This is a genomic window from Acidobacteriota bacterium, from assembly GCA_012729555.1.
Classification (GTDB): Bacteria; Acidobacteriota; UBA6911; order UBA6911; family UBA6911; genus UBA6911.
In genome coordinates this window covers 1-6,830 of the sequence record JAAYCX010000071.1, presented here as the reverse complement: position 1 = coordinate 6,830, position 6,830 = coordinate 1, and the positions used below count along the sequence as shown (strand labels likewise).

The 6,830-nt window shown below is 66.8% G+C and carries 9 protein-coding genes; 8 read left to right on the top strand and 1 reads right to left on the bottom strand.

What is annotated here, in order from left to right:
* The 7 genes from GXY47_12895 to GXY47_12865 form a co-directional block, all read left to right on the top strand.
* Nucleotides 1-511, top strand: a 511-nt coding sequence (locus tag GXY47_12895) for a DNA alkylation repair protein (protein ID NLV32040.1), incomplete at its 5' end; no start/stop codon positions are given.
* A gap of 97 nt (nucleotides 512-608) precedes the next feature.
* Nucleotides 609-1,163: a sigma-70 family RNA polymerase sigma factor gene (locus tag GXY47_12890; protein ID NLV32039.1), complete on the top strand. Its 555-nt coding sequence runs from the start codon at nucleotides 609-611 to the stop codon at nucleotides 1,161-1,163.
* Nucleotides 1,156-1,371 carry a hypothetical protein gene (locus tag GXY47_12885; protein ID NLV32038.1) on the top strand — a complete coding sequence of 72 codons (216 nt, stop codon included), beginning with the start codon at nucleotides 1,156-1,158 and terminating at the stop codon, nucleotides 1,369-1,371. The genes GXY47_12890 and GXY47_12885 overlap by 8 nt, the downstream gene beginning before the upstream one ends.
* A gap of 54 nt (nucleotides 1,372-1,425) precedes the next feature.
* Nucleotides 1,426-2,208 carry a signal peptidase I gene (lepB, locus tag GXY47_12880; protein ID NLV32037.1) on the top strand — a complete coding sequence of 261 codons (783 nt, stop codon included), beginning with the start codon at nucleotides 1,426-1,428 and terminating at the stop codon, nucleotides 2,206-2,208.
* A 129-nt stretch (nucleotides 2,209-2,337) separates the two neighbouring features.
* Nucleotides 2,338-2,538 carry a LysM peptidoglycan-binding domain-containing protein gene (locus GXY47_12875; GenBank protein NLV32036.1) on the top strand — a complete coding sequence of 67 codons (201 nt, stop codon included), beginning with the start codon at nucleotides 2,338-2,340 and terminating at the stop codon, nucleotides 2,536-2,538.
* 54 nt (nucleotides 2,539-2,592) lie between these two features.
* Nucleotides 2,593-3,183 carry a hypothetical protein gene (locus tag GXY47_12870; protein NLV32035.1) on the top strand — a complete coding sequence of 197 codons (591 nt, stop codon included), beginning with the start codon at nucleotides 2,593-2,595 and terminating at the stop codon, nucleotides 3,181-3,183.
* 110 nt (nucleotides 3,184-3,293) lie between these two features.
* On the top strand, nucleotides 3,294-4,448 hold the full coding sequence (locus GXY47_12865) for a radical SAM protein (protein ID NLV32034.1): 1,155 nt from the start codon (nucleotides 3,294-3,296) through the stop codon (nucleotides 4,446-4,448).
* Between the two features lie 407 nt (nucleotides 4,449-4,855).
* Here the strand turns inward: GXY47_12865 and queC are convergent, their stop codons facing one another.
* A complete protein-coding gene (gene queC, locus GXY47_12860) occupies nucleotides 4,856-5,539 on the bottom strand; it encodes a 7-cyano-7-deazaguanine synthase QueC (GenBank protein ID NLV32033.1) in 684 nt (227 codons plus the stop codon).
* A gap of 384 nt (nucleotides 5,540-5,923) precedes the next feature.
* Here queC and GXY47_12855 point away from each other — a divergent pair.
* The coding region (locus GXY47_12855) for an ABC-F family ATP-binding cassette domain-containing protein (GenBank protein ID NLV32032.1) at nucleotides 5,924-6,830 on the top strand (907 nt) is incomplete at its 3' end.

Genomic DNA, 6,830 nt, shown 5'->3' with positions numbered 1-6,830 from the left:
TCCGCTCCCCGAAATCGGGGAACTGGACGCGGTCCTGCGGGAGCTGTGGGGGCTGCCCGAGCGCGAGTTCCAGTATGCCGGGATCGCTCTGCTGGGGCGGTTCGACCGGAGGCTCCCGTCCGGGTTCGCGGAAACGCTGCAGTTCCTCATCTGCACCAAATCGTGGTGGGACACGGTGGACGGCATCGCCGCCGGCACGGTCGGCGCGCATTTCAGGCGTTACCCCGCCGTCAGGCGGAAGTACCTGGTGCGCTGGCGCAAGGCGGAGAATGTCTGGCTGCGGCGCACGACCCTCCTCTTTCAGTTGAACTACCGGGAGGACACCGACTTCGACCTCCTCAGCGCGCTTATCCGCGAAAACCTGGGATCGCGCGAATTCTTCATCCACAAGGCCATCGGCTGGGCCCTGCGCCAGTACGCCCGCACCGACCCCGACGCGGTCCGGCGGTTCGTGGCCGCGACTCCGGACATGCACCCGCTCTCGCGGCGCGAGGCGGCGAAACACCTCTGAAGCCGGCGCCCGGCCGGCCCCCGCCCCTTTTTGCGGGAACCGCGGGGGGGCGCGTGCGTATCTGCATCCGGTACGGTACGATTCCGGTGACGAAACCATGAACGATCTCGAGGTGGTCCGAAGGGTCCAGATGGGGGAGAGCGAGCAGTTTGCGCTCCTGGTGGAGAAATACCACCGGCAGCTGCTTCGCTTCATCCATCGCCTGCTGGGCGACCCGGGGAAAGTGGAGGACGTCGGGCAGGAGGTATTCCTGAGCGTGTACCGGTCGATCCGCTCCTTCGACGCCGGACGGGGGGTCCCCTTTTCCGCCTGGCTCTTCATCACGGCCCGGAACCGCTGCGTCAGCGAACTGCGGAAGAAGAGGCCCCCCTCCCTCGGCACCGACGCCCTGGCCGGCCTCCCGGCGCGGGGCGCCACGCCGGAACAGGACCTCCGCTCCTCGGAGCGGGTGGAGGCGATCCGGCGCGCGCTCGAGCAGCTCCCCGAACCCTACCGGGAGACCCTGATGGAGAGCCTCGGCGGGGACCCGCCGGCGGAGATCGCGCGCCGGCTCGACATTTCGGGCGGCACCCTGAAATCCCGTCTTTCACGCGCCCGGCAGAGGATGCGGCTGCTGCTGCAGGGCTCGCCAGGAGGAACTTCCGATGGATGATTTCACCTCTTCCCCCGATTTCCGGGAGCGCGTCATGACCGACATCCGGTCCTACGAAAGCGCCCTGTCGCGCCGAAGGCACCGGATCCAGGCGTTTCTCCATTCCGGGCCGGGATTGCTGGCGGTGGCCGCGGCCAGCGCCCTCTTCGGCGTCGTGCAGCTGGTCCGGCTGACCTCGCTGCTGGTTTTTCCCGCGCTGTGTCACTAGGACGGGAACCGGCGGGGCCGTCGTGCGTATGTAGAGTGCAGACAAGGAGAGCGCATGACAACGCAAACGAAGCACCCGGGGCGCGACACCCGGCTGGCGGTCCTGCTGGCATTCCTCCTCCCCGGGCTGGGGCAGGTGTATAACGGCGAACTGGTCAAGGGGGCGAGCCTCCTCATCCTGATCCTGGTGGCGATGGCAGCGGGGGTCCGCCTGGCCCTGCTCCTGCCCGACAACCTCCTGATCTACGGGGCGCTGGCCGTGATGCTCGCCGGGGCCGCCCTCTACATCTTCGGCATCGTCGACGCCTTCCATGGGGCGTCGCGCTCGGAAGCGTCGTTCCTCCCCAGGGCGTACAACCGCTGGTACTTCTACCTGGCGGCGTGGCTGCTCGGGCACGCGGTGTTCGGGATCGCGCAAGGGTACGTGCGGGACCACTTCCTCGAGGCCTACGCCATCCCGACCTCGAGCATGGAACCCACGGTCCACGCGGGGGACTACGTCCTGGCCGACAAGACCGCCTACGACCGCATGGCGCCGCAAAAGGGGGACATCGTCATCTTCGTCAATCCCGACAACCGGAGCCAGCGCTACATCAAGCGGATCGAGGCCCTCCCCGGCGACCTCATCACCGATGTGGACGGCGCCGAACTGGAGGTCCCGCACGGCTCCGTCTTCGTGACGGGGGACAACCTGCGGCGCAGCCGCGACAGCCGCCATTTCGGTTTCGTCCCCCTCCGGGACATCGTCGGGAAGGCGCGGCAGGTCTACTTTTCCCGTGCTCCGGGCGGCATCGTCTGGGACCGGATCGGCCTCACCGTCGGCGGGGATGCGCGCTAGGCGGCCTCCCCGCCATACCCCCCTCTTCCCCTCGCCCCCCCCTCCCCCTCACGGTGGTTTGCTTCCCGCCTGCAGGGAAAAGGAGTACAATTCACTCCTGCCTTACATTTTCGGGAAAGGATACGCGCTATGTCCGAGGACAAGAAGCAGGTTCCGCCTTCATGGGATGCCACCCAGTACCACGAGGTCGTCAAGGGGGACACCCTGTCCAGGATCGCGGAAAAGTATTACGGCGACCCCGGTCTCTACCCGCAGATTTTCGAGGCGAACCGGGACATTCTCGACGACCCGGACCTGATCCGGATCGGCCAGAAACTCCGCATCCCCTAGGCGGGGGGCGGACGGAACCCTATTAACAACCACTACCACAAGAAGAGGAAAGCAATGTCGAACAAACTGATGATAGCGATACTTGCGATGGTGTGCGCTTTCGGCCTGGCGGCCTGTTCCAAGGGGCCGGCCGAGGCGGCGCTCAAGGCGGCGGACGCCGCGCTCGAAGGGGTGAGGGCGGACGCGTCGGTCTACGTGCCCGACCAGCTCCAGGCCGTGGAAGACTCCCTGGCGGCCGCCAAGCAAAGCTTCGAGGCGGGGGACTACAAGCAGGCGCTCGCCGGGGCGAAGGACCTCCCCGGGAAGGCCGAGGAGCTGGCGGCGGCGGTGACGGCCAAGAAGGAGGAGCTGACCAGATCCTGGGAGGAGATGCAGGGCGGGCTCCCGAACATGGTCGAAGCCATCCAGAGCCGGGTGGACATTCTCTCAAAATCGAGAAGGCTCCCGGCGGGGCTCGACAAGGCCACCTTTGAAAACGCCAAGGCCTCGCTCGATACGGCCAAGCAGACCTGGTCCGAAGCGACCGCGGCTTTCGGCGGCGGCAACCTGATGGATGCCGTGAACAAGGCGACGGCGGTGAAGGAAAAGGCGGCGGAGATCATGGCCGCGCTCGGGATGCAGGCGCCCCAGGCGGCGGCGCAATAGCTGGTTTCTGGCAGAGTCTGCGGTAACGCGGGGTCCGGCGATTCGAAATATCGTGTTTGGGAATCACCGGACCCGGCGACGAACCCTCCCCCCGCCGCCGCCGGTGCCCCATGATCCGACCCACATCGATCCGGCTTGAAGCCTCCTCCCGCTGCCAGTTGCGCTGCCCTTCCTGTCCCACGGCCACCGGCGCGATCCATCCCGCGATCGGCAGCGGATGCCTGCGGGCGGATGATTTTTCCCGCCTGATCGACGACAACCCGCAACTCGGGCGGATCGAGCTTTCCAACTACGGGGAGATTTTTCTCAATCCGCAGCTCCTCGATATCCTCCGGATCGCGCACGAACGCCGGGTGGCCCTGTCGGCCGACAACGGGGCCAACCTGAACGACGTCCGCGGAGAGGTGCTCGAAGGCCTCGTCAGATACGGCCTGCGGACCCTGAGCTGCTCGATCGACGGCTGCAGCCCGGAGACTTACGCAGTCTATCGCGTCGGCGGCTCGTTCGACGCCGTCATCCGCAACATCGAAGCCATCAACGCCCATAAGCGCGCCTACCGCTCGGAATTCCCCCGGCTGCGGTGGCAGTTCATCGTCTTCGGGCACAACGAACATGAACTGGAGCGGGCGCGGGAGCTGGCCAGTCGGCTGGGAATGTCGTTTTTCATCAAGCTCTCCTGGGACGACGCCGCTTCCCCGTTGAGAGACAGGGAACGGGTGCGGCGCGAAAGCGGGGCCTCCAGCCGCGCCGAATTCCGGAAGCTCCACGGGCGCGACTACGCACACGGCATCTGCCGCCAGCTCTGGGAGGAGCCGCAGATCAACTGGGACGGCGGCGTGCTCGGGTGCTGCCGGAATTTCTGGGGCACGTTCGGGGGCAACGCCTTCAGGGACGGGCTGCGGGCCAGCGTGAACAGCGAGCGCATGAACTATGCCCGCCGGATGCTCGAGGGCCTGGCCGAACCGAGGGCGGATATCCCGTGCGCCACGTGCGACCTCTACCGGGACCGGCGCGCGCGGGGGATCTGGCGCATGCGCTTCGAAGGGGTGACCGACCGGGTGAAACGGTTCGCCCGCCGGCGCGGAAAGTTCATTCGGGGCGGCAGGCGGGTTTTCGCGGGATGCGGACGGCAAAGCCCGCCTCGTCGAGCTGGGCCCGGTAGCGGTCGCGCAGGGAGGAGAAAAAGGGGTGATAGCGCTCCGACCCGTAGTCGGGGAAGGTCCAGGGGAGGGAGCGCCACCCCCCGTCCCGGTACTGCAGGGTGACCTCGCCGTAGACCCCGCCGGCGAGCAGGATCCGGTGGGAAAAATTCTTGGCCGACGCCAGCACGAGCTTGGACTGCTCCAGGTAGCCGGGGTCGAGGTTGACCGGGCGGGGGACCGCCCCGCGCGCCGACGCCAGGAGCGCTTCGATTCCATTGGTCCGGACCTTGGCTTCGGCCAGGATCGACGGGTCGACCAGGTCCCGGATGGAGACGAAGCGGCGCAGGAGGGGGCTCCCCATCGTCCCGTCGTAGTACCCGGTCCATTCGAAGGGGTAGAGGCCGCTGCGGGCGTCGATGGCGCCGAAGGCGTCCCCCAGGTGCTCTTCCGCCTCCGGGAGGATCTCGGGGAGGGAGGTCAGGATCCCGACGATCAGCTTGACGGGGAGCGGGGGGCGGATGTCGGCCATGTCAGTCCCGGTAGCGGGTCGGGTCGGGGATTCCCGCCGCTTCGAACCCGCGGCGGCGCAGGAGGCAGGAGTCGCACGCGCCGCAGGCCAGGCCGTCGGGGGTCGGGTCGTAGCAGCTGTGGGTGAGGGAAAAATCGACCCCGGCGGCGACGCCGGCGCGGATGATCTCCGCCTTGGTCATGTGGAGCAGGGGCGCGTGGATGCGGAAGCGCGCGCCCTCCACCCCCGCTTTGGTGGCCAGGTTGGCCAGGCGCTCGAACGCCTCCAGGAATTCGGGGCGGCAGTCGGGGTAGCCGGAGTAGTCCACGGCGTTCACCCCGATATAGATATCCCGGGCGCCGAGCGTCTCGCACCAGGCGAGGGCGAAGGAGAGAAAGATGGTGTTGCGCGCCGGGACGTAGGTGACGGGGATCTCCTCCGCCATCGTTTCCGGGGACCTTTCCTTGGGGACGTCGATGTCGGCCGTCAGGGCGGAGCCGCCGAAGGCGCCGAGATCGATGGCGGCGGTGATGTGGTGTGCGATGCCGAGCGCGCGGGCCACGCGGCGCGCCGCCTCCAGCTCGCACCGGTGGCGCTGCCCGTAATCGAAGCTCAGCGCGTACACGTCGAAGCCCTCTTTCAGCGCCAGCGCCATCGCCGTCGTGGAATCGAGCCCCCCGCTTGCCAGCACCACCGCCTGTTTCATGGTTTCGGTCCCCTCCATCGGTTCTGCCCGCGTCCGCGGTCAGACGCTAGAATAGTCCATTCCTTCATCAAAACCAAAGTCATGTGGGCCACATGAAGCGGTATTGCATGAATTCGGCGGCATTGGTTTTCGAAGAGATATCCTGAAGCCGGCCCGGACCGGCATGCCGCGAGGAACCGATCACGCCGATTTTCGGAGCGGCTTGATTTTTTGATACTCCCCGTCAGCCGCCTGGCGCGCGTTCCATAAATCGACATCCTGCTGCAGGCCGAGCCGGAATTCCGGCGTCGTATCCAATAACCTTGGCATTTCCCCGGAATGAGTCGGCCGCCATCCTTTCCTGTTTTCCCCGATATGCTAGAATTACTCATTTTTGGAGAAAGCATGCTGCAGATCAAGGGCCTGGGCAAGGCGTTTCGCGGGCAGTGGCTCTTCCGCGCGCTCGATTTCCAGATCAACGAGCGGGACCGCATCGGCCTGGTCGGGGACAACGGCACCGGCAAATCGACGCTGATGAAGATCCTCGCGGGGCTTTCCTCCGCGGACGAGGGGGACGTCATCGGCGCCCGCGACCTGACCTTCGGCTACCTGCCGCAGGACGGGGTGGTCGCCGGGGGGCGCAAGCTCCTCGACGAGGCGCTGACGGTGTTCGAGTCGCTCCGGGCGATGGAGCGGGAAATCCGCCGGCTGGAGCACGAGCTGGCGGAGATGGAGCACTCGGGGGCGGAATACGAGCGGAAGATGGAGCGGTACTCGGTCGTCAGCCAGCAGTTCCGCCTCAAGGAGGGGTATTCGCTGGAGGCGCGCGCCGGCGCGGTCCTGCAGGGGCTGGGCTTCAGCCGGGAGGACATGGAGCGCCCCTGCCAGGAGTTCAGCGGCGGGTGGCAGATGCGTATCGCGCTCGGGAAACTGCTGCTGCAGCAGCCGAGCCTGCTCCTGCTCGACGTGCCGACCAACCACCTCGACCTCGAGGCCCGCAACTGGCTGGAGGGGTACCTGCAGGGATATCCCAACGCCCTGGTCCTGGTGTCGCACGACCGCTATTTCCTGGACGCCTCGGTCGACCGGATCATGGAAATCCGCAACCGGTCGGTGCACTTTTACCGCGGCAACTACGCCTCGTTCCTGAAGCAGCGGGAGGAACGGATGACGCAGCTGGTGGCGGAATACGAGGCGCAGCAGCGGGAGATCGCCCGCATCAAGGCCTTCGCCGACAAGTTCCGCTACAAGGCGACCAAGGCGGCGCAGGTGCAGAGCCGGCTGAAGGAGCTCGAGCGGATGGAGCGGATCG